14 protein-coding genes are annotated in these 21,302 nt (G+C 64.6%); 3 read left to right on the top strand and 11 right to left on the bottom strand.

Features of this window, described 5'->3' with window-relative positions:
• Positions 1-255: 255 nt before the first annotated feature.
• On the bottom strand, positions 256-1,293 hold the full coding sequence (locus tag AUL39_RS08615; RefSeq protein ID WP_328586094.1) for a 3-deoxy-7-phosphoheptulonate synthase: 1,038 nt from the start codon (positions 1,291-1,293) through the stop codon (positions 256-258).
• 241 nt (positions 1,294-1,534) lie between these two features.
• Between AUL39_RS08615 and AUL39_RS08610 the strand changes: the two genes are divergently transcribed.
• Together AUL39_RS08610 and AUL39_RS08605 are read left to right on the top strand one after the other, a co-directional pair.
• Positions 1,535-3,061 carry a C69 family dipeptidase gene (locus tag AUL39_RS08610; RefSeq protein WP_059055311.1) on the top strand — a complete coding sequence of 509 codons (1,527 nt, stop codon included), beginning with the start codon at positions 1,535-1,537 and terminating at the stop codon, positions 3,059-3,061.
• Between the two features lie 60 nt (positions 3,062-3,121).
• Positions 3,122-3,817, top strand: a complete 696-nt coding sequence (locus tag AUL39_RS08605; RefSeq protein WP_059055308.1) for an alpha/beta hydrolase family protein — start codon at positions 3,122-3,124, stop codon at positions 3,815-3,817.
• A gap of 388 nt (positions 3,818-4,205) precedes the next feature.
• On the opposite strand, the gene AUL39_RS08600 is transcribed toward AUL39_RS08605, so the two are convergent.
• Both AUL39_RS08600 and AUL39_RS08595 read right to left on the bottom strand, forming a co-directional pair.
• A complete protein-coding gene (locus tag AUL39_RS08600) occupies positions 4,206-4,652 on the bottom strand; it encodes a hypothetical protein (protein ID WP_059055306.1) in 447 nt (148 codons plus the stop codon).
• Between the two features lie 139 nt (positions 4,653-4,791).
• Complete coding sequence (locus AUL39_RS08595; RefSeq protein WP_059055303.1) at positions 4,792-6,480, bottom strand: alpha-glucosidase; 1,689 nt, start codon at positions 6,478-6,480, stop codon at positions 4,792-4,794.
• A gap of 179 nt (positions 6,481-6,659) precedes the next feature.
• Between AUL39_RS08595 and AUL39_RS08590 the strand changes: the two genes are divergently transcribed.
• Positions 6,660-8,105 (top strand): Sapep family Mn(2+)-dependent dipeptidase, encoded by a 1,446-nt coding sequence (locus tag AUL39_RS08590; protein WP_059055300.1) that lies wholly within the window; start codon positions 6,660-6,662, stop codon positions 8,103-8,105.
• On the opposite strand, the gene AUL39_RS08585 is transcribed toward AUL39_RS08590, so the two are convergent.
• The 8 genes from AUL39_RS08585 to AUL39_RS08550 form a co-directional block, all read right to left on the bottom strand.
• Positions 8,102-9,097 carry a hypothetical protein gene (locus tag AUL39_RS08585; RefSeq protein ID WP_160327062.1) on the bottom strand — a complete coding sequence of 332 codons (996 nt, stop codon included), beginning with the start codon at positions 9,095-9,097 and terminating at the stop codon, positions 8,102-8,104. The genes AUL39_RS08590 and AUL39_RS08585 overlap by 4 nt on opposite strands.
• Entirely contained in the window at positions 9,090-10,343 is a 1,254-nt protein-coding gene (locus tag AUL39_RS08580; protein WP_059055296.1) for a coiled-coil domain-containing protein, read from the bottom strand. Before AUL39_RS08580 ends, AUL39_RS08585 begins: the two co-directional genes overlap by 8 nt.
• A 157-nt stretch (positions 10,344-10,500) precedes the next feature.
• Positions 10,501-11,553 carry a nucleoid-associated protein gene (locus tag AUL39_RS08575; protein WP_059055295.1) on the bottom strand — a complete coding sequence of 351 codons (1,053 nt, stop codon included), beginning with the start codon at positions 11,551-11,553 and terminating at the stop codon, positions 10,501-10,503.
• 1,036 nt (positions 11,554-12,589) lie between these two features.
• A complete protein-coding gene (ligA, locus tag AUL39_RS08570) occupies positions 12,590-14,818 on the bottom strand; it encodes an NAD-dependent DNA ligase LigA (RefSeq protein ID WP_059055293.1) in 2,229 nt (742 codons plus the stop codon).
• 335 nt (positions 14,819-15,153) lie between these two features.
• Positions 15,154-16,035 (bottom strand): ROK family protein, encoded by an 882-nt coding sequence (locus AUL39_RS08565; RefSeq protein WP_059055290.1) that lies wholly within the window; start codon positions 16,033-16,035, stop codon positions 15,154-15,156.
• A 159-nt stretch (positions 16,036-16,194) separates the two neighbouring features.
• On the bottom strand, positions 16,195-18,825 hold the full coding sequence (locus AUL39_RS08560) for a heavy metal translocating P-type ATPase (protein ID WP_059055287.1): 2,631 nt from the start codon (positions 18,823-18,825) through the stop codon (positions 16,195-16,197).
• Positions 18,826-18,897: 72 nt separating this feature from the next.
• The gene (locus AUL39_RS08555) at positions 18,898-19,227 is read right to left on the bottom strand and encodes a metal-sensing transcriptional repressor (protein WP_059055284.1); all 330 of its coding nucleotides are present in this window, start codon (positions 19,225-19,227) and stop codon (positions 18,898-18,900) included.
• A gap of 226 nt (positions 19,228-19,453) precedes the next feature.
• A complete protein-coding gene (locus tag AUL39_RS08550) occupies positions 19,454-20,917 on the bottom strand; it encodes a DUF2130 domain-containing protein (protein WP_070807599.1) in 1,464 nt (487 codons plus the stop codon).
• Positions 20,918-21,302: the final 385 nt, after the last annotated feature.

The following is a 21,302-nucleotide window of genomic DNA, read 5'->3' as shown; positions in this document are numbered from 1 at the left end:
ACTGAAGCAAAGGTCTTAAGGGACCCAAAGTGGCCCAAGCCACACGGAGGGAACGCAACGCTCGACAAGAGCTTAAGGCGAGGTTGGGGTTTGCTGAAAGCGGCTGGGCAACGCATTGTCGCCGGAGAGCCGATACTGTTGCAAAACTCGCAAAAAAGAGCCTTCCGGCGATAATTTGTCGCCGGAAGGCCGTCAATGTTGCAAAACGCATCAAATGGAGGTTTTCGGCGACATGCCGCGCGCCGCCGCACGCGCCTAAAGGCGCTCGGCCATGTCGCGCACCAGGCGTTCCGTGCCCTCCCAGCCAATACAGGCGTCGGTGATGGACTGCCCGTACACGCCGCCACCCACGGGCTGGTTGCCGTCCACCAGGTAGGACTCCACCATGAAGCCGCGGAAGAGCCCCGCGATGCGCTCGGAGCGCCGCACGGAATCCAGCACCTCGTCCACGATGCGTGCCTGCTCAAGCGGCCGCTTGCCGGAGTTGTCGTGGTTGCAGTCGATGACCACGGCGGGAAACTCGAACTTCTCGGGATCATACCTGTCGGCCAGGCGCTCGAGGTACTCGTAGTGGTAGTTGGGATACGTCGCACCGTCCGGCCCCACATAGCCGCGAAGCACCGCGTGCGCTAGCGGGTTGCCGGTGGTCTCGACCTCCCAGTTGCGGAAGATGAAGGTCTGGGGCGCCTGCGCGGCGTAGATGGAGTTGAGAAGCACGGCAGTGGACCCGCCCGTGGGGTTCTTCATGCCCACAGGCATGGGGACGCCGCTCGCCACCAGGCGGTGCTCCTGGTTCTCCACCGAGCGCGCGCCCACAGCCACATAGGCGAGAAGGTCGATGAGGTACTGGAAGTTGGCGGGGTAGAGCATCTCGTCCGCCGTGAACATGCCGGTCTCCTCCACAACGCGCAAGTGCATGCGGCGGATGGCCTTCACGCCCTCGAGGAGGTCTGCCGGCGCCTCAGGGTCGGGGTTGTGGAGAAGCCCCTTGTAGCCGGTGCCGCGCGTGCGCGGCTTGTTGGTGTAGACGCGCGGCACCACGAGAAGCTTGTCCTTCACCTCGTCGGCAAGCTTGGCGAGACGCGTCACGTAGTCGAGGACCGAGTCCTCGCTGTCGGCCGAGCAGGGGCCAATCACAAGCAGGCGGCGCGGGGACTCGCCGCGAATGATGGCCGCCACCTCAGCGTCAAAGGCGGGCTTTCTCGCCGCCATGTCCGCGGAGAGGGGCATCTCCTCGCGAATCTCCATGGGGATGGGCAGACGGCGCTTGAAGTTCATGGTCATGGTAGACAGTTCCTCTCGTCTTTCTCACGGGCGGCACATCTGGCGAGAAATGTCACCGGGAAGGCCGCGATTTGTGCTCCCACAGTATGACGTGGGTTGCGCCCAGCGCACGGCGGAGATGGCCCAGTCGTGCGCCTTCCGTAACATGCGCGAAAGCCTGCACGCAGGTGACGCGGCCAGTGGGCATACTATGGCATGTGAGTACGCGCCGACGCGCGCTGTCGGCACCACACCAAGCCAAGGAGGCACCATGCCCTGCACCACCATCCTGGTTGGCAAGAAGGCCAGCTACGACGGGTCGACCATCGTCGCCAGAAACGAGGACTCCGCCAACGGCGAGTTCAACCCCAAGCGTTTCTGCGTCGTAGACCCCGAGGGACGCACCAGCTACACCTCGAAGATCTCGCACCTCACGGTGCCCCTGCCGGCCGAGGACGGCGTGCGCTACACAGCCGTCCCCAACGCAGACCTCTCCCAGGGCCTCTGGGAGGAGGCGGGCTTCTCGGCACGCGGTGTTGCCATGAGTGCCACCGAGACCCTCACGTCCAACGAACGCGTCCTGGGCGCGGACCCCATGGTCGTCTATCGGCCCGCCAAAGGAACGCCCGGCAGCGACGACTATGAGTCCGAGCAGCCCGGCGGCATTGGCGAGGAGGACATGGTCACGCTGGTGCTGCCCTACGCGCGCTCCGCTCGCGACGGCGTGCGCATCCTGGGCGAGCTCCTCGAGCGCTACGGCACCTACGAGATGAACGGCATTGCCCTCTCGGACGTAGACGAGATCTGGTGGCTGGAGACCGTGGGCGGCCATCACTGGATTGCCAAGCGCGTGCCAGACAACTGCTACGTCACGATGCCCAACCAGCTGGGGATTGACTCCTTTGACCTGGCAGACGCCCTGGGCGAGCAGACCGAGCACATGTGCTCGCCCGACCTTGCCGAGTGGATGGCCGCCCACCACCTTGACCTCACGCTTCGCGCCGAGGGTGAGGACAACAAGGTCTTCAACCCGCGTGACGCCTTTGGCAGCCACTCCGACGAGGACCACCTCTACAACACCCCGCGCGCCTGGTCGATGCAGCGCTTTCTCAACCCGCACGCCCAGAACTGGGACTCCCCCGAGGCGCCGCTTGGCCCCGAGTCCGATGACCTCCCCTGGGCAAGCGTTCCCGAGCGCAAGGTGACCGTCGAGGACGTGAAGTACGTCCTCTCGCTCCACTACCAGGGAACCGTCTTTGACCCCTACGGCAGCTTTGGCACGGAGGCCACGCGCGGGCACTACCGTCCCATCGGCATCAACCGCAACAGTCAGCTTGCGGTGCTGCAGGCTCGCCCGTACGGCCCCGAGGCAACGCGCTGCGTGCAGTGGCTGGCCTTTGGCTCCAACCCGTTCAACGCGCTGCTACCGTTCTATGCCAACGTGAGCCAGACGCCCGCCTACCTCGAGCAGACCGATCCCAAGCGCGTCTCGACCGAGAGCTTCTACTGGGCAAACCGCCTCATCGCCGCCATGGCCGACGCCAACTACGCGGAGTGCGTGCCCGCGATTGAGGCCTACCAGGAGGACCTTGGCTCCGAGGGCGAGCGCGTGCTGGCGGCAACGGATGCGCTCGTCGCCAAGCAGGGACTTGATGCGGCAGCGGCGCAGGACCTTCTCGAGGAGGCTAACCAGCAGGTGGCCGACTACGCGCGCGAGAAGACCGACGAACTTCTCGCCAAGGTGCTCTACGAACGCAGCATGCATATGGCGAACCACTTCGCGCGGTCGGACGCGTAGGAACGGCGCACTCGCAAGGCGCAAGACGAACGGATAGCGAGAAGGGCGGTCGAGACGGACATGGACATCTTCAGGCACGGAGAGAAGCGCGCGGAGCGCGAGGCCGAGGAGGTCCTTGATGGTGCCGGCTGGCACGAGCTGCCCGTTCGCTGCGAGCGAGACGGGCGAGAGGTGCGTGCGCGCCTCCTTGCGCCAGACGACCCCGGACCCCTGCCGGTGATCATGTGGGCCGGCGGGGACGACGTGGCGGTGAAGCTACCACTCGAGGAGCTTGCGGCGCATGGCGTTGCTAGCTGCGTAATCGAAGACGCAGCACCAGGGACGGCGGTCCGGGCGCTCGAAGACCTGGAAGCCGCCTCCGATGCCGTAGGGCGCCTAGACCTTATCGACAACTGCCGTGTGTTTCTCGCCGGTGCCGGACGCGGCGGCTTTGTGGCGACGATGGCCGCGGCAAGGCATCCCCGCGACGTGTCCGGGCTGGTGCTGCTCTCGCCTGACTTTTCCGTTGCAGGCGCGGCGGACGCCGGCGAGAGTGCGGACGGCATCTGGGGAGACATGCGCCGCTATCGCGGGCCGGTGCTGGTATGCCGCGGCGAGGTCGGGAGCCACCGCGCCTTTGACGATGCGCGGCGAGCAGCAGAGGAGTTCCCCAACGCGCGGCTGGTCACACTTGGCGAGGGACCGCGCGTGGTGGGCGAGGCCATGTGGCTCTCGCACGCCGTCGACGAGGTGGTCCGCTTCATCCGCGAGGCGTAGGCTCCGGAGCGTCGCCCCTCTCGGAGCGGCGCTCAGCTCTTCTCGGCCTCTGGCGGACCACCAAACCCTTCAGCCGGCAGTGAAGCCGGCAACTATGCCAGTCGCCAGCCTTGTCAGGTCGTTTTGCTCGCCATTATTGCGCGATATTCCTAGGGAGAAGTGCGTTTCCGCAGCGGAGTAAGTTCTCATCAAGAAATTTCGCGCAATAAATGACTCCCAGAATTACTTAGTATCTTCGAAATGAGGCTGCAAGTATAGGCGAAGGACCTTCTCGGGCCGAGCCATTCCGTTCTTTAGCGGTTTCTGAGAAACGGCCGCGACGTTTCCGCAGGTCGTGGAAATCGACGTTCTCAGATACCGCTAAAGAACGATAGTGCTGCCGGCAGCGCTACTGCTGGGCGTCGCGCCTCTCGGCAAAGCCCAGGCCAAGCAGCAGGCCAAAGGCCGCAAAGACCACGGGAACCTTGATCGCTGCGTACACGACCAGCGCAAACACGATGGCAGCCGAGCTTGAGGCAAGCGTCGCGATGATGGGCGCGAGGAGCAGAAATCCCAGCATGACCCACCCAAGCGCGGCAAAGACCATGCGCGGCAGGTTGGGCATGCGCAGGTGCGCGAGAGCCCCCACAGCAAGCGCCACCAAAGCGCCCGCGGAGAACGCGGCAAGGCCAGACGAGACCGCATACAGGTAACTCAGCGGCAGGCTGGCGAGAATAGCGGTGATGTTCGTGTCGGGGTCGGCATTGAACCAAGCGAGAAACACAACGCTCACTACAAGCGCAACGGCGAAGCAAATAACGGCGACGAGCACGGTCCTTCTCATGGCGACCTTCATTGCCCGGGACCTCCCTTACGGATCGATAGCAGGAGAGGGCATTGTAACCGGGAGGCGTGAAGGCCTCGCGAAGGGGCAGAGCTCCGCATCAGACCGGGCATCCGGTCCGCGTTGCACCGCCGCGCGCCGCGCCGACGCTCTACAGCACCTTATACACCCTCGCCTCGTACGGCCGGGCGACAAACGAGTCCGCGTTGGCATCCTCCACGGGGTAGTTGGCGAGAAGGACCTCGCGCTTGCGCTCCCGGAACTTTCCCGGGATCCCCACGCGATGTCCGCCCTTGCCAAAGCAGCAGATCACCAGCAGCGTCTCGGCCTCGTGCTCGTCGTTGCCCGCGAACTCGCGCGAGTACGCGTACACGCTCCCGCTCGCACGAAGGAACTCGTGGTACTCGCCCCAGCGCACGGCAGCGCTCTGCGTACGAAGCTTGATGGCACGGCGGTAGAAGTTGAGAAGCGAGTTCTCGTCGTTGCCCTGGACGGCAACGTTGACCTGGCGGTAGTTGGGATTCACGGCAAACCACGGCTTGTGCGTGCTAAAGCCGGCGTTCTCGGTGGCGTCCCACTGCATGGGCGTGCGCGCGTTGTCGCGCGTGGCGCGGCGAACGCGCGCGAGGGCCTTCTCCTCCCCCATCTTCTCCACGTAGGAGCGATAGTTCGCCTGCGCGATGCAGTCTGGGTAGTCCTCGATGGACGGCAGCAAGATGTTGGTCATGCCAATCTCCTGCCCCTGGTAGATGAAGGGCGTCCCCTCGAGGAAGAGGTAGGCGCAGGCGAGCATCGAGCCGCTCTCGCGCCGGTAGCGCTCGCTCCCGTAGCGGCTGATCACGCGCGGATGGTCGTGGTTCTCGAGGTAAAGCGCGTTCCATCCCACGCCGTGCAGCCCTTCCTGCCAGCGCGAAAGCGCGCCCATGAAGCGCCTTGGGCTAAACGGCAGCGGGATGTACTCCGTGAAGAGGCAGTCGGCCTCCATGTGCTCGAAGCTAAAGACCATGTCGAGCAGGCGGCTCTCGCGCGGGCCGCCGGTGAGCATGCGGGCCTTCTCCACGTCCACGAAGGGAGCCTCGCCAACCACAAAGCAGTCGTGCTGCACCAGCACGTCGTGGCGGAATTCGCCAAGGTAGTCGGCAAGGTGTGGCCCGCAGTCGTAGTACTGCTTGCCCTTGGGAAGCGAGAGGGGCGCGTGGTCGTTGGGCAGCCCCTCCGCCTTGGAGATAAGGGTGATCACGTCCTCGCGGAAGCCGTCGACGCCCATGTCAAGCCAGTAGCGCATCACGTCTTTGACCTCGTCACGCACGCGTGGGTTGTCCATGTTGAGGTCGGGCTGCCCCTCGGAGAAGAGGTGCAGGTAGTACTGGCCGTTCTGCTCGCAATACGTCCATGCGGAGCCGCCGAACATGCTCTGCCAGTTGTTGGGGACGCCGCCAACCGAAACCGGGTCGCGCCAGATGTAGTAGTCGTGGTACGGACTTGCGGGGTCGATACCCTTCTGGAACCACTCGTGCTCGATGGAGGTATGGTTTATCACCAGGTCCATGATGACCTTAAGGCCCAGCTCGTGGGCACGCTTAAGCACACGGCGGAAGATCTTCTCGTCACCGTAGTCTGGCGAGATGTGCCGGTAGTCAGCAATGTCGTAGCCATAGTCGGCGTTGGGCGAGACGTACAGCGGAGAAAACCAGATGCCACCCACGCCAAGCGACTTTATGTAGGTGAGCTTCTCGTAGACGCCATAGAGGTCACCAATGCCGTCCCCGTCGCCGTCGGCAAAGCTGCGCGGCCAAATCTGGTAGAACACCACATCCTTGTACCACTCGTCACCAGCCATGGGACCTCCTCTTGTCGCACCGTGCCGCCAGCGCCACGCAGCTGCCACGCGACGCGCCACCTGCCATTTTGCCACCACTTTCCTCGGCGCGCGCGGCGCCATGAGCGACCCCGCCGCCACGCCGCAAGGCAAGCGTCTAATATGGTGGGGCACGATTTACCAACCCATTGGGAGGAAGCATGGCACAGACCAACGACGACCAGCTCAAGGCCAAGGTCGACGCATACGTAGACGAGGTCTGGGAGGACGTTGTCGAAGACATTCGCACACTCGTGAGAATCGAGTCGGTCGAGGACCTCTCGGCCGCTGAGCCGGGCAAGCCCTATGGCCCCAAGGCAAACGAGGCCCTGGTGGCGGCCGAGGGCATTGCAAGCCGCCTGGGCCTTGCCGTAACGGACCTCGACGGCTGCATTGGCTACGGCGAAGTCGCAGGCAAGGAGGGTGCGCCGTACGTGGCGACCATCGCCCACTCCGACATCGTCCCCGTGGGCCTTGGCTGGACCGTTCCCGCGCTCGACGTGACGCGCCGCGAGGGCTACCTCATGGGCCGCGGCGTCCTCGACGACAAGGGCCCGCTGGTCCTCTCGCTCTGGGCTGCTCACTTCTTTGCCCTCCAGGTGAAGGAGACCGGCGAGCCTCTCCCCTACGCCCTGCGCTGCATCATTGGTAACAACGAGGAGACCGAGATGGCAGACCTCGAGCACTACCTCGAGTGCTGCCCGGAGCCTGCATTCTGCTTCTCGCCCGACGCCGACTTCCCCCTCATCTGTGGCGAGAAGGGACTCTTTGGCGGCAGCTTCACCTCCGAGCCCATGCTGGGCGGCGTGATCGAGAAGCTGGACGGCGGCACGGTCTCCAATGCGATTCCCGGCCAGGCAACGGCCTTTGTGCGCGTTGACGCGGAGAAGCTCCCTGCCGCAGAGCACGTGGACGTCGAGGCCGCAGGCGTTGGCCTTGCCCGCGTAACGGCGCACGGCAAGGGCGGCCACGCCTCCCTACCCGCAGGCACCGTGAACGCCATCTGCGTGCTTGCCGACTACCTTCTTGCCAACGTTCCCGGCCTCACGGACGCCGAGAAGCGCTGGCTTCACCTGGAGCACGAGGTCTGCCACGCGAGCGACGGCAAGCCCATGGGCATTGCCGCGGCCGATGATAAGTTTGGCGAGCTCACCTGCATTGGTGGCACCGTGCGCACCCAGGGAGACCGCTTTGTCCAGACCATCGACTCACGCTATCCCACCTCGACCTCGGGCAGCCGCATCACGGTGGAGCTCAGGCGCTTTGCCACGCGCTTCAACGCGACCTTCGAGGAAGGCCGCGACGTGGAGCCCTTCTACATCGACCCCGGCTCGCCCGAGATCAAGACGCTGCTTGCGACCTACGCCGAGTACACCGGCCGCGAGGGCAAGGCGTTCACCATTGGCGGCGGAACCTATGCGCGCCACTTCCGCCGCGCCTGCGCCTTTGGCCCGCATGAGCCGTACGCGAAGGAGCCCTCGTGGGTGGGCATGGAGCACGGTCCCGACGAGGCTGTCTCTGAGGAGAGCATGCGACGCGCGCTCAAGATTTACATCGTGAGCATCGCGCGCCTCATGGAGCTGGAGCTTTCCCAGCCAGAGGCCTAGTTAGCACCAAACGGTTGGTTTTCTGCCTCGCCGCCAGTTGCCTGACCCTCGCGGTCTTGCGGCTGGCGGCGAATCTTTACGCTCAGGTACGTGCAGGCGCCATAGAAGAGGGCATCGGTGAGGGAGCTGGACTGCACGCTTCCCATGCCGCCCGACGTCACGATGCCCAGCACCAGCTGCACTGCCGCATAGGCAAACGAGATGGCCGAGACCCACAGAAAGGGCCTGATCTTCTCGGGCTGGTTGGCACCGCGCAGGCCGAGAAGGCCCACCAGGAGGTTGACCGCTGCAGATGCCAGGCCCCAACCAAGCACGATGTTCGAGAGCCGACCGGCGGTGTACTGCGCCTCAGCAAGGGTGACCTGCGCTGTGGGGTCCATCTGCGAGACGGCATACCACACAATGAGTGTGATCACGGCATTGAGAACCGCAGTCACAATCATGACCTGCGAGATGAGCCTGAGCGCACGCTGGTGGCCGCTGAGCAGGAAAGACTCGCCGCACACGCCCTCGTCGTGCTCGCGCTGCACGCGGTCGGCAAGCGAAGAGCACACCACCACGTACGTGATGGTGGTCGAGAGCACGATGGGGTTGAAGATGAGGATGGTGCCCGAGCCCCAGCTCCAAAGGATGGCAACGAGAAGTACCAGGCCAACCAGGTAGCAGAGAAAGCGGTACGGCCCCACGCGACCGGAGTCGCGCGAGGCGGCAAAGCCCAGCCAGGCAGTCGCACAGAGAAGCGCGCCGGCAGCAAGCGTCACTATGGCAAGGCCCATGGGGGACCAGCCGGAAAGCGTTACGCCAGCGATGGCAAGGCCAGAGTCCGAGGCGTCCACCTGCCCCGTAATGGCCGCAAAGAGAACAAGGCCACCCGCGAGCAGCACAACGCCGCCGAGGATGGCCATCACTGCGGAGACAACGCCAAGCGTCACCTGCGCCGGGGTCTGTGGGACCGAGGTGACCTCGTCCCTCTCGCCAGCCGCCCTATGCAAGAGCGACACCGCCCAGCCAGCCCCAGCGCGGAGTTGAGGTGACGCCAAACTCGCTAATCCAGGAGTCCAGGCTCTGCGTCATGACAACGCCGCTCGCGCAGTGGCGGACTGTCCCGTTGCCCACGTAGATGCCAATGTGGCCGTAGATGCGCGCAGCTGCGGAGTAGGGCTCGGTGGGAACGGCAATGATCATGCCCGCCTGGATGGACGACCTGTCTGAGCTTGAGCAGTATGCCCAGTACATGTCGCAGGCGTTGCCGTAGAACGTGCCGACGCCCGCGTTTGCGAAGACGTTGGAGACCCACGCCGCGCAGAAGCCCGCACCTGTGGAGCCCGTGCTATACGCGGCGGAGATGACAGCGGCCTGCGATCCGGAGGTGCCGGAGCTGATGTTTGCGGAGCCGCCGGCAGAGCCGCCCGAGGAGCTGCCGGAGGAGCTGTAGCTCGCAACGCGGCGGGCCTCCTCCTGGGCGGCGAGAAGCTCGGCGTTGCGCTGGTCGATGAGCGTCTGGACATTGGAGTTGAGCTGGTCGACGAGGTCCTGGGCCTCCTGCTGCTTAGCCTGGACGTCGGCAAGCTGGGACTCCTGGCTGCTCTTGAGCTGGTTGAGCTGGTCCTTCTGGGTGGTGAGGTCGGCCTGCTTGGTCTCGAGCGTGGCCTTGTCGTCCTCAAGCTGCGCTTTCTGGGTCTCGAGGTCGGCCTTCAGGCTCTTTACCTCCTCGATCATGGCGTTGTCCTGCTCGGACACCTTGTCGAGGTAGTAGATGTTAGACGTAAGCTCCTCGAAGGAGGCCGAGGAGAGCAGCAGGTCGATGGTGCTGGCGTTGCCGGACTTGAACGCCGCCGACATGCGCTGGCCCAAAACCTCCTGTTTCTGCTCAATCTCCTTCTGCGTGGTATCGATGTCTTCCTGCTTTGCCTCGATGTCGGCTTGCTTGGCGTCGATGTCGGACTGGGTCTGGTCGATCTGCGCCGAGACATCGTCGATCTGGCCAACGGTGTCTGAAAGCTGTGCAGAGAGGTCCGAGACCTCCTGGCCAATCTGGTCAAGCTGCGCCTGGGCGGCATCGGCGTCCGACTGGGCGGCGTCGATGTCCGACTGCGAGGTGGCAAAGGCGGCGACGGGGCTGGCAAAGGCAAGCGCGCCGGCGCCGATGAGCAGTCTGAAGGCATCCCTGCGCGTGACGGTACGCGCGGGAGCGAGTGCGTTGGACGCACGTCGGCTGCTGGTGCCGCTAGTATGCATGAGGCCTCCTGAGAGTACGGCTAGGTTACGTTTAGGTCACGCATGCCATTCTACTCGTTCGGCCGTCATCGGACGAAAAACACATGGGGGTAGACGGCCAGCGGCAAGGCGACGGTCCGCTGGGGTGACAAAGCGGAGAGGCTGCCGGAGCCCTCCCCTAGCGGTTCTCGATGCGTGCCACGTTGCTGATCACAATCGAAATGCTGCCGTCCTCCTGGTGGGAGAACTCGATGTAGCCTGGGCGCTCAGCGAGCTCCGAGGGGAATGCAATCTCAACGCCCGTGTCGGTGCGGATGTGATGCGTGCGCGTGAGGCGGTTGGCCGCGCCGCGGCGCACCGGCACCTCCTCCGGCAGGTCGCGCTCGCGGGTGCGCTCCTCGAAGCGCTGCGCCATCTCGGGGTTGTCCTCGAAGACCTCGCGACCAACGTCTGCGGGCTGGATGGCCTCGTCGGTGTCCGCGTGGCGGGCAAGCGCCGCCTTCGCGCGCGACACTTCGACCGCCGGCGTGAGGCCGTACTCCTCGGAGAGGTCCTCCACGATGCTCGTGACCTCGTCGATGACCTCATGGCTCGACGCCTCCTGCGAGCATTGCAGGAAGAGCTCGGGGATGATCTGGCGTGACTCGCCGGCAACGCTTCGCTCCTTGTCGTGAAAGTCGATTGCGAGGGTGTCGGCATCGATAAGGACGTAGGTGTCGACCTTCTGCGTGGGGTTGGGAAGCGTGGCGTCCTGGCGGGCAATCTCGTTGCCGTTCTCGTCCACCTCGTGGATGAACGCCTGCTTCCTGGGGAGAAGCACCACCGCAAAGAGGCGCGTCCCCTCGGACCCGTAGGCGTCGGCGACCTTGTCCTCGTCGGCGTTCTCGGAGGCACGCATCTCTCCGGTGTCCGTGAAGTCCGCCACGAGGAGATCGCACTGCTCGAGATCCTCGGCGCGGCGCAGCTCCTCCCAGAACCACTGGGCTATCTGGACGGAGAAGTCCACGAACGGAACCTGACCGGCAAGGTACTCCTTGAGGCCCGAGGCAAAGTTGCTCTCGGGGGCAAAGGTGCCGTGCTTACTCTCGGCGCTCGAGCGGATGCGACGCAGGCGGCGCGTGACGTATGAGCGGGTCTGGCGATTGTCGAGGTCGAGCTCGCGCTCGGAGAAGAACGTGCTGCCGCTCTCGAAGTCAAAGACGTGCAGTATGGCGTGACCGATCCTGAGCATGTGACCTCGCATTCCTTGGGGCGCGGCGCTGCTCGCCCCATGCGGGCCCGTCGCGACCAACAAGGATACCGCAGGCTAGAGAGGGGGCCGTCCGGACTTTGCTGTAGTGTCGTTGACATGCTGAGCCGCCACACAAAAGGGCGGACGCCCTTCCGGACGCCCGTCCACCTACGTGATACTTTGGACTCTCCCCCTTAGGGAGGTCGCTCCCACGCGGGATGCGACAAAGGTGATAAGCACCTGCTATCAATGATGGTTCGCCTGGTGCGAACCCGTTCTCCGTTCCTCTCGTGGTATTAGGAACCTGTCTGGAGTTGTCGGTTCTTCACCGACCGGAGGAATAGATGCGCCTGCCCTGTTTGTGATTCACGTCGCTGTCTAATCAGCGTATTCGCGGTGCCACCGTATCGACTTTGACGTTGCGAGGGATCTGCCACCGCCTCTGGGGCGAATTCATGCATCCAAAGGCAGGCGCTTGGTTGAACTCTCGTCACTGCCCATCGGAATGCACCTCCTACCTCGGTCGTCCTTGCTGGGCGACTCCCTTTAGTCACTGTCTTTATAGCCAATCCGGGAGGCGTTAAACCCCTCGAGGTGCACCTGTGCCGCAGACGGTCCCCTATCGTCCGCGACGGACGCAGCCGTGCAAAAGCTTTGCCAAGGTGGGATACTTAATAATTGGTGTGAGACCACGAAATCTGGCCATTCAATCCCTGCAGAAACTTGCGCTCCGGCGAGAAAACGGCGCCCGAGAGGAACTTTCATACGTAATAGCTGCGAGAACATGCACTCCGGCGTCAAAATGACGCCGGAGCTGTTCATTCGTACGCAATCCTGTCGGAAACTCCCCTTCGGGCGCCAAGATGACGCCGGAGCAGCGGTTTTGTACGCACTTGCTGCGATAATGCATGCTTCGGCGCCGAAATGACGCCCGAGGGGCCCTCACATACAGAATCTCGTCGGAAACTCCCCCTTGGGCGTCAACATGACGCTCAAGGGGGAGTTTTGGCAACCCGCAGGATCCGCGCCGAACGGCCTACGCCTCCGGCGCCTCCCCCGTCTCTAGAATGCGCTCGAGCGCGGCCTCGTCCAGCACGGGCACGCCCAGCGACTGAGCCTTAGTGAGCTTGGAGCCAGCGGCGGCACCAGCCACCACAAAGCTCGTGCGCTTTGACACGGAGCCCGAGACCTTGGCACCCAGCGCCTTGAGCTGCGCGCCCGCCTCATCGCGCGTGAAGTGCTCGAGCGTCCCCGTGAGGACAAAGGTGAGGCCGGCAAGCGTCTGCGGGCGCTCCGGCTCCGTGATCTCCTCCTCAAGCACAACGCCCGCCTCGCGCAGGCGCTCCAGCACGCGGACATTCTCGGGCACCGAGAAGAACTCGCGCACCGATGCCGCAATCTTGGGACCAATGCCGTCAATCGTGGCGATGTCCTCCTCGCTTGCGGCCATGAGCGCCTGGAGCGAGCCAAAGCGACGCGCAAGCACCGTGGCCACGTTGGCGCCCACGTGCCGGATCCCCAGGCCAAACAGGACGCGTGCAAGGCCACGGCTGCGGGACTCATTCACCTGCTCCATGACCTTCTCGGCAATGGTACGACCAACGAGAATGTCCTCGCCCTCGGTGTGGTCCTTGGTGCTTGTCTCGTAGGCGCGGCCCGTGGGCGTGGCGGCAAGCGCGTCAACGGTAAGCTTGTCGTAGTAGTCCGCGACGTCGGTCAAGGTGCCGTTCTCAACCAGGCGGCCCACCAGCTCGTCGCCCAGTCCGTCGATGTCCATGGCGTTGCGGCTTCCCCAGTGGATGAGACGCTCGACGGCCTGCGCCGGGCAGTCGATGGAGACACAGCGGTAGGCAACCTCGCCCTCCTCGCGCACCACGGGGCTCCCGCAGCTGGGACAGTGCGTGGGCATCTGGAACTCCTTGGAGTCCGCGGGGCGCAACTCGAGCACGGGGCCCACGACCTCGGGAATCACGTCTCCGGCCTTGTGCACCACGATGGTGTCGCCCACACGCACGTTCTTGCGACGGATCTCGTCGATGTTGTGGAGCGTGGCGCGCGCGATGGTCGAGCCCGCAACGCTCACGGGGTCGAACTCGGCGACGGGGGTGAGCACGCCTGTGCGGCCCACCTGGATGCGGATGTCGCGAAGGACCGTGCGCTTCTCCTCAGGCGGGAACTTGAACGCGATGGACCAGCGTGGCGCGCGGGCGGTGAAGCCAAGCGCCGTCTGGCTGGCAAAGGAGTCGACCTTCACCACCACGCCGTCGATGTCGTAGTCGAGGTCCTCTCGGTGCGCGAGCGCGGTGGCGCAGAAGTCGTGCACCTCAGCCGCGCAGGTGCAGCGGCGGGCATTTGGGTTCACGTGGAAGCCGCAGCTGGAGAGCCAGTGCAGGAACTCCCACTGGCTGGTCACCGAGAGCGGCGACTCGTCCGCCACGGCATAGATGAAGGTCTCGAGGTCGCGGTGGGCCGTGATCTTGGGGTCCTTCTGGCGCAGGCTGCCGGCGGCGGCGTTTCTCGGGTTGGCAAAGGGCTCGCGGCCTGCGGCGTCCGCCGCCTCGTTCAGGCGAACGAACGAGTGCTTGGGCATGTAGACCTCGCCACGCACCTCGATGGAGCGGCCAAGGCCGGCGTCGGCCACAAGCTTGAGGCCCTCGGGCGCAAGCGCGCGGGGCACGTCGTGGATCGTGAGCACGTTGGCCGTGACGTTCTCGCCCGTCGTGCCGTCGCCGCGGGTGGCAGCACGCACGAGCTGGGCGTCCGTGTATGTGAGGGCCACGCCCAGGCCATCGATCTTGAGCTCGCAGGTGTAGGCCACGGGATTCTCTGGCGTGGAACCCAGGGCCTCGTCGGTGCGGGCGAGCCACTCGTCAAGCTCGTCCAGGTTCATGGCGTCATCGATGGAGTACATGCGGCTGGCGTGGCGGACGGGCTCGAACTGCTCGGAAACATAGCCGCCCACGCGCTGGGTGTAGGAGTCCGGCGTGACCAGCTCAGGGTTGGCCTTCTCAAGGGCGAGAAGCTCCTGGAGGTAGCGGTCGAACTGGGCATCCGTCATCTCGGGCGTGTCAAGCGCGTAGTAGGCGTAGGCCGCGTGGTTGAGGATGCGGTTGAGCTCGGCGGCACGGGCGCGCGCCGTGCGTGCGGGGCTGGCGGGCTTCTCCGCAGGTTCTTGGGCCGAGAAGGACGGCGCGTCGACATCGCCAAAGAGCGAGCCCTGCATTCCGGCCGCGTCTGCGTTGTTCCTGTTGGTCTTCTCAGCCATGCTGTCCCCTTTCGTGCCCGGCAATCACCAAGCAAGGGTAGCGCAAACAGCCAGCAGAATTGAGGCAGCGCCGAGAAGGGCACAGACGCATGCGGGGGGCAGGGCGCGGGCGCCCTAAGCCTGCGATGCGCTATAGATTCGTTGCACGCTACAGGTTCGTACCCGAACGTGTGACCCGCGCAGGACGCCACAGATTCGACACCCGAACGTGTGGCAAGCGGATACACATTCGATGCCCGAACGCATATCAAGCTGGGCTCGCCACTCAATCGCACCCGAATGCGTGGCGAGCCCAGGAGAACTTGCGGCAAGTCCTAACGAGAAGATCGCTGCCCCTACGCGCGGGCGGCCTCCAGCGCGCGACGGCCCAGCTCAATGCAGCCAAGGACGCCCTGGTCGCCCTTGCAGCCGGCCTCCACGATGTAGGAGTCGATGTCCGCCAGCTCGGGCGTCACGAGGTAGCCGTTCAGGTTCTCGAGGACCTTCTTGCGCACCAGCGGGAAGAGCTGGGTCTGCTTCATCACGCCGCCGCCGAGCACGATGCGCTGCGGCGAGTAGCACAGCACGTAGGTGGAGATGCCCTCGGCCAGGTAGGTGCTCTCGAGGTCCCAGACCTCGGGGCGGTCAGCAAGCTCGAAGCCCTTCTTGCCCCAGCGATGCTCGATTGAGGGTCCGGCCGCCAGGCCCTCAAAGCAGCGGTCGTGGTACGGGCACACGCAGTTGCCCTCGTCGCCCGGCTGGATCTCAAGCAGGATGTGGCCTGCCTCGGGGTGCAGCATGCCGTGCAGGAGCTGCCCGCTCACCATGACGCCCGCACCAATGCCCGTGCCAACCGTGAGGTAGACCACGGTGTCGAGCCCCTTGCACGAGCCGTACGTGACCTCGCCCAGGCAGGCAACGTTGACGTCGGTGTCGTAGCCAATGGGGATGCCCAGCGGCTTGAAGGCGCTCAAGAAATCGAAGTGGCGCCACGCGGTCTTGGGCGTCTCCAGGATCTTGCCGTAGCTGGAGGACGACGGGTTCACGCCGGTGGGGCCAAAGGCACCAATGCCGAGCGCGTCGACGTTGTGCGAGCCAAACCACTCCACCATGCGGTCGACGCAGTCTTGAGGACCCTGGGTGGGAATCTCCTCACGCTCGAGAACCTCTCCCTCGGGCGTTCCAACGGAGAGGACCATCTTGGTTCCGCCTGCCTCGAGCGCGCCAATCCTTGCCATGCCAGCCCCCGTTCGTCCGACAGCAGGCGCATCCTGAGCGCCTGCCAAATTAGACATATCTGGTTTTAAGGATAAGGGCCTCGCGGCGGAATACCAGCGAGACCCTTGAACGGCATGAACTTCCTGCCGAGAAACACCACGTGCGGGCGACGCGATGCGCTACGCCACCGTTGCCTCGTAGCCGGCGTCCTTAACGGCGGCGACAAGGGCCTCATCGGTGACCTCGGGCGCAGCTTCGACCACGGCGTCCTTGTCCGCAAGCGAGACCTTTACCGAGCTCACGCCCGGAACGCCCTCGAGCGCCTTAGTCACGTGAGCAACGCAGTGGTCGCACATCATGCCCTCGACGTTAAGCTTCTTCTCCATAGCTGTGCTCCTCTCGTTGGCGGCTGCCTCCGCGGCAGTCGCATTCTTGACCTCGGCCGTGGCTACGGCATCGTGCTCCGCGACGGCCGGAATTACCTTGGTGTCAACAGGCGCAACATCGTCCTCGCTGGCCTGGCTGGGCTTCCAGGCAAAGAGCCTGAGCGCGTTCGATACCACGAACACGGACGAGAAGCCCATTGCAGCCGCACCCACCATGGGGTTGAGCGTGACGCCCAGAGGCGAGAGCACGCCCATGGCAACGGGGATGCAGATCGCGTTGTAGAACAGCGCCCAGAACAGGTTCTGGCGGATGTCGCGCATGGTGGCGTGGCTCAGCTCGATGGCGGTGGCAACGTCTGCCGGGTCGGAGTGCATGAGCACCACGTCTGCCGAGCTAATGGCAACGTCGGTGCCAGCGCCAATGGCGATGCCCACGTCGGCGCGGGCGAGCGCAGGGGCGTCGTTGATGCCGTCACCCACCATGGCCACCTTGTGGCCCTGCCCCTGCAGCTCGCGAACCTTCTGCTCCTTCTGGCTGGGCAGCACACCGGCTACGACCTCGTCGACGCCCACCTGGCGTGCCACGGCCTCGGCAGTCTTGGCCTGGTCGCCCGTAAGCATGATGGTGCGCACGCCCATGCGGCGCAGGCGTGCCACGGCCGAGGCCGAGGTCTCCTTCACCACGTCTGCCACGCCGAGAAGTCCCAGCGCATGGCCATCAAGCGCAAGGTAGAGCGGCGTCTTTGCCTGGGCCGCAAGCTCGTCCGCCTGCGGGGCGAGCGCCGAGACGTCCACGCCAGCGGACGCCATGAGACGGGCGTTGCCCGCGATAGCGGGCACGCCGTCGATTGTGGCGCGCACGCCACCACCAGCGACCTGCTCGAACCCTGCGGAGTCCACGTCCTTATCAGCGCCTGCATGTGCCTCGTCCACGTAGTCGCAGACGGCCTGCGCCAGCGGATGCTCGCTCTTGCGCTCGAGCGCGGCGGCAACGCGTGCCAGCTCGTTCTCGTCCACGCCGGCGGCCAGGCGCACGTCGGTCACGCGCGGCTTGCCCTCGGTGATGGTGCCGGTCTTGTCGAGCACCACGGTGTCCAGGTCGCAGGCGCCCTCAAGGGCCTCGGCGCTCTTGATGAGGATTCCCACCTTGGCGCCGCGCTCCGTGCCTACCATGATTGCCGTGGGCGTAGCAAGACCAAGCGCGCAGGGGCACGAGATGACCAGCACCGAGACGGCATGGTTGAACGCGGTTGCAAAGTCACCAGGGGCAAAGATGGCAATCCAGCCTAGGAAGGTAACGGCCGCTATCGCCATGACCACCGGAACAAAGACGCCGGCGATCTTGTCGGCCTGGCGCTCGATGGGTGCCTTGGAGCTGGTGGCCTCGTCCACGAGGCGGATGATGCTCGCAAGCGCCGTGTCGTCGCCAACAGCCGTGGCCTCCATGGCAAACCAACCGCGCTGGCTCACGGTGGCGCCGGTCACGCGGTCGCCCACGCCCTTCTCGGCAGGAACCGGCTCGCCGGTGATGGCGGACTCGTCGATCGAGGCAGAGCCCTCGCGAATGACGCCGTCGACAGGCACGGACTCGCCGGCGCGCACCACCACAAGGTCTCCCACGCGCACCTCGTCGGTGGGTACCTCGACCTCCTGGCCGTCGCGGCGCACGCGAGCCGTCTTGGGCGCGAGGTCCATGAGCGCGCTGATGGCAGAGGTCGTCTTGCCCTTGGCGCGGGCCTCGAAGTACTTGCCCAGCGTGATGAGCACAAGGATGGTGCCGGCCGAGTCAAAGTACAGCGAGTGCATCATGGCGTAGTGGGCGCCCTCAAGGTCCATGGCGCCAAGTGCCAGCGCCATCTGGTAGACCCCCACCAGGCTGTAGGCATAGCTCGCCGCGGACCCAATGGCGATGAGCGAGTCCATGTTGGGCGAGAGGTGCGCCAGCGTCTTGAACCCCATGACAAAGTAGCTGCGGTTGACAAAGAGCACGCAGGTGGCGAGAAGGAGTTGCGTCACCGCGGAGGCCATCATACCCTGCATGCCGGCAAGACCGGGAACCTCCGGCCAGCCAAGCATGGGACCCATGGCCAGGTAGAAGAGGGGCACACCAAAAACGATGGACCAAACAAGCTGCTTCTGCTTGGCATCGATCGCCTTCTGAGCGCCCTCCCTGGGGTCGACGAACGAGCTGTGCGGGGCGGTGCCGCTTGCCTCCTGCCGCGGAGACGCGCCATAGCCTTCCTTCTCGATGGCCGCGACCACAGCCTGCGCCGTCTTGGGGTTGCCGTCGTAATCGAGTTCCATCGAGTTCTTGAGCAGGTTGACGTTGGCCTCTGTCACCCCAGGCACGCCGGATGCGGCCTTGCCAACCCGTGCCGAGCAGGCCGCGCAGGTCATGCCCGTGATGTCGAACGTTTGCTTCATAGTGCTTGGTTCCCTTCGCTGTTGCGTCCCTGGGAGCAGGGAAATGCTGTCTGACCTCGCCTTACGCGAGACTCACATGAACTTCTTGAAGAGGCGCATGACCTCGTCCACGACCTCGGTGTCGCCCGCCTGGATGCGCTCGACCACGCAGGTCTCGAGGTGGTCCTGCATGATCTCGCGGCTCACGGCCTTCACCGCGGACTCCACCGCCGCGAGCTGCGTCAGGACGTCACCGCAGTAGCGATCTTCCTCGACCATGGACTTGACGCCGTTGAGCTGCCCGATGGCACGATTGATACGGCAGGGGACGTCGTGCTTGAGCTCCTCGGAGCGGGGCGTCTGCTTCATGTGGGCGCACGTCTCGGAATTTGTCCCAGGGCACGCGTGCTCGGTTGTCTCCATGCTGGCTCCTTCCTGTTCGTGCTGGGGAGAAATACTCCCCTGGGGCATCTTTCAACACGAGAGAATATACCCCTTTGGGGTACTTGTCAAACGAGAAGGTTGCGTTTACGACCGCTACACATTCGGACGCCGATTGTGTATCGACCTGCACGGGTCACATGTTCGGACCCGAATGTGTAGCGCACGTACCGCCGGCGTCCCCAACTCCCGCACGGCCCAAACCGTCCTACTCCACTGAGTCCGGCTCGACGGCGTTGGCGGGGTCGCCCTCGTCGTGCCCCGCGGGATTGGCGCCCTCCCCCGCCGCGACCTTTTCCGCACGCACCTGTGCCGCCTCCTCGAACGCCGCCTTCATGGTCTTGTTGCCACGAGTAAGGCGCCTGATGGTGAGGTCCTCCGCCTTGTCGTTGGCAAGCCTCAGCTGATTCTCGGACTTGGTAAGGCTCTCCTTCACCTTCTGCAGCGACGCGATGGAGCGGTCTATCTGCTCGATTGCCTCCGAGAAGCGCTTGGAGGCCTGCTCGTAATTGCGCCCAAAGCCCAGCTTGAACTTCTCGAGCTTCTCCTCGAAGTTGGTGACGTCGAGGTTCTGCTGGCGCACCTCGGCCAGCTCGCGACGAGCCGAGACGGCATTGAGGCCGGCATTCCTCAGGAGGCTGATGATGGGCAGGAAGAACTGCGGACGCACCACGTACATCTTGGGGTACCGATACGAGACGTCCACAATGCCCGCGTTGTAGAGCTCGCTCTCGGGCTCGAGCGTGGAGACCAGTACCGCATACTCGCAGTGCTTGTTGCGACGGTCGCGATCGAGCTTGGCAAAGTGGTCCTCGTTGCGCTTGCGGTTGACGGAGTTGTCGTCCTCGTTCTTCATATCAAACATGATCGAGACGATCTCGGTGCCGGACTCGTCGCACTCCCTAAAGACGTAGTCGCCCTTGCTGCCGTCGACCACATCGTTGTCCTTGTGGAACTCCGCACGCGGGAACGCCATCATGCGCACCTTGTTGAACTCGGACTCGCAGTGCTGCTCGAGCGTCTCACCTATGAGCTTGACCGAGAGGCGCGAGCGCTGGTTCTTGATGCGCTCTATCTCGTCGTCGCGGTCGCGGATCTCCTGGTCCTTGTACTTCTCCTGCTCCACCAGGCGCTGGTTGAGCACGGCGATCTCTTGGTCCTTCTTGGCCGCGACCTCCTGAACCTGCGACTCGAGCTCGACCACACGACGGTCGCGCTCGGCGGTGGCGCGCGTCACCGCAAGCTCTTGCGCACCCTTGGCACGCTCCTCCTGCGCGCGCAGCTGCTCGGTGAGGCGCGCGATGCTCGCGTCCCTCTCGGCAAGTTGGCTTGCAGACTCCTGCTGCGTCTCAGCAAGTTTCTGCGCGGCCTCGTTCTGGACCTGCGCAAGGCGCTCCTGCGCGTTCTTCTCGGCGGTTGCCTGCTGGACCCTGGCCGACGCCTGTGTCTGCTCAAGCTGCGAGGAGAGCTTTGCAACCTCGGCTCTCAGCGCCTCCTCGGCCTTGGCGCGCGCCGCCTCGACAGCGGCTGCCTCGCGCTGCTCCATAAGGGCGCGCTGCTCGTCCAGCTGGCGCTTGAACTCGGCGTCACGCACCTGCTGCAGAATCTGCGCGTAGCCCGCCTCGTCCACCTGGAAGACCTTCCCGCAGTTGGGACACTTTATCTCGGCCATGGGACCTCCTTTGGCGATGTTCCTGCATAAAGGGTACACGGCCCGCGCGACATTATTTAGCGAGACAAAGCAGCATGGCAGGATCCGCAGCTTGTTGCCGGCACGTTCTCCTTTGCGCGCACCAACTGGCCAAATGCTCGCGCTGCTCAACGGGCCGGCAACAACGAGCGGAAGGGGTTTGTTTCTTGTTACCGGCGCGTGGCAAGCTTCTCTCGCCAACTGGCAAAATGCCCTCGCTGCTCAACGGGCCGGCAACAACGGGGGCACCTGGCCATCCCTTATTACCGGCCCATGGACTGGCGGAGAAGTTTCCGCAGGACCCAAGGATTTCTCCCTACGGCCCGGTAACAACGGTTGCAATGGCAGCCTCAAGGGACTCCGTACT

Source organism: Tractidigestivibacter scatoligenes, from assembly GCF_001494635.1.
In the GTDB taxonomy this organism is placed as follows: Bacteria; Actinomycetota; Coriobacteriia; order Coriobacteriales; family Atopobiaceae; genus Tractidigestivibacter; species Tractidigestivibacter scatoligenes.
The sequence above is the reverse complement of the archived record's forward strand: the minus strand, read 5'-3'. Positions and strand labels throughout refer to the sequence as shown.